Here is a 1,428-nt window from a genome sequence, read left to right on the forward strand (position 1 = left end):
CAGCAAGGACGTGATCAAGTCGGGCGGCGAATGGATCAGCTCGATCGACATCGAGAACATCGCGGTCGCGCATCCGGCGATCGCGATGGCGGCCTGCATCGGCGTCGCCCATCCCAAGTGGGACGAGCGCCCGATCGTGGCGGTGGTGAAGAAACCCGGCGCCGAGGTCACGCGCGACGAGCTGCTCGCCTTCTACCAGGGCAAGACGGCCAAGTGGCAGATCCCGGACGACGTGGTGTTCGTGGAAGCGATTCCGATCGGCGCCACCGGCAAGATCCTCAAGACCCGATTGCGCGAACAACTGCGCGACTACAAGCTGCCGGGGGTCTGAAACGAGAAGATCCTACCGCTGAGTAGCAACATCCGAAGGCGCGCTGTCGCATGGGTGATAAAAACCGCCCCGGCAGCGTCTTCCTTACGGGCATTCCCTGACGGGCAGGTCCCCAAAGACTTGTAATCTCGTCCCGCCTTGACCGCTTGACCTAGGAGACACAGATTGAAATTCGCTCTGAAAATCGCCACCGCCGCCATCCTCGCGGCCACTGCCACCGGCGCCTTTGCCCAGAAGGGAGAGACCGTCAAGATCGCGTGGCTCGACCCGCTGTCGGGCCTGATGGCCGCCGTCGGCACGAACCAGCTCAAGACCTTCCAGTTCCTGACCGAGGAGTTCAACAAGAAGAACGCGGCCGGGGTCAAGTTCGAGATCATCGGCATCGACAACAAGCTGAGCCCGCAGGAAACCACCAGCGCCCTGCGCTCGGCCATGGACCAGGGCGCACGCTACGTGGTGCAGGGCAACGGCTCCGGCCCGGCGCTCGCCATCATCGACGCGCTCGAGAAGAACAACGCCCGCAACCCGGGCAAGGAAGTGCTCTACCTGAACTACGCGGCGGTCGATCCCGACCTGACCAACAGCAAGTGCAGCTACTGGCACTTCCGGCTTGACGCCGACACCTCCATGAAGATGGAAGCGCTGACCACCTACATGAAGGATCAGGCGGACGTCAAGAAGGTCTACCTGCTCAACCAGAACTACTCGCATGGCGTGCAGGTGGCCAAGTACGCCAAGGAAAACCTGGCGCGCAAGCGGCCCGACGTGCAGATCGTCGGCGAAGACCTGCACCCGCTGGCGCAGGTGCGCGACTTCTCGCCCTACATCGCCAAGATCAAGGCCTCGGGCGCCGACACCGTGATCACCGGCAACTGGGGCTCCGACCTCGCGCTGCTGATCAAGGCGGCCAACGATGCCGGCCTCAACAACGTCAAGTTCTATACCTACTACGGCACGGTCAGCGGCACGCCGACCGCCATGGGCGCGGCCTCGGCGGGCAAGGTCTACATGGTCGGCTACGGCCACTACAACATGGGCGGCGAGATCGAGCGGTTGAGCAAGGAGTTCAACAAGAAGTTCAAGGAAGACCTCTACAC

General features: G+C 62.8%; 2 protein-coding genes. Both read left to right on the top strand.

The features are described from left to right. Positions 1-331, top strand: a 331-nt coding sequence (locus AC1D2K_RS34635; protein WP_478094956.1) for an AMP-binding enzyme, incomplete at its 5' end; no start/stop codon positions are given. Between the two features lie 165 nt (positions 332-496). Continuing rightward, on the top strand, positions 497-1,428 hold a 932-nt coding region (locus AC1D2K_RS34640; protein WP_478094957.1), incomplete at its 3' end, for a branched-chain amino acid ABC transporter substrate-binding protein.

The organism is Variovorax sp. P1_H12_2 (assembly GCF_056405335.1).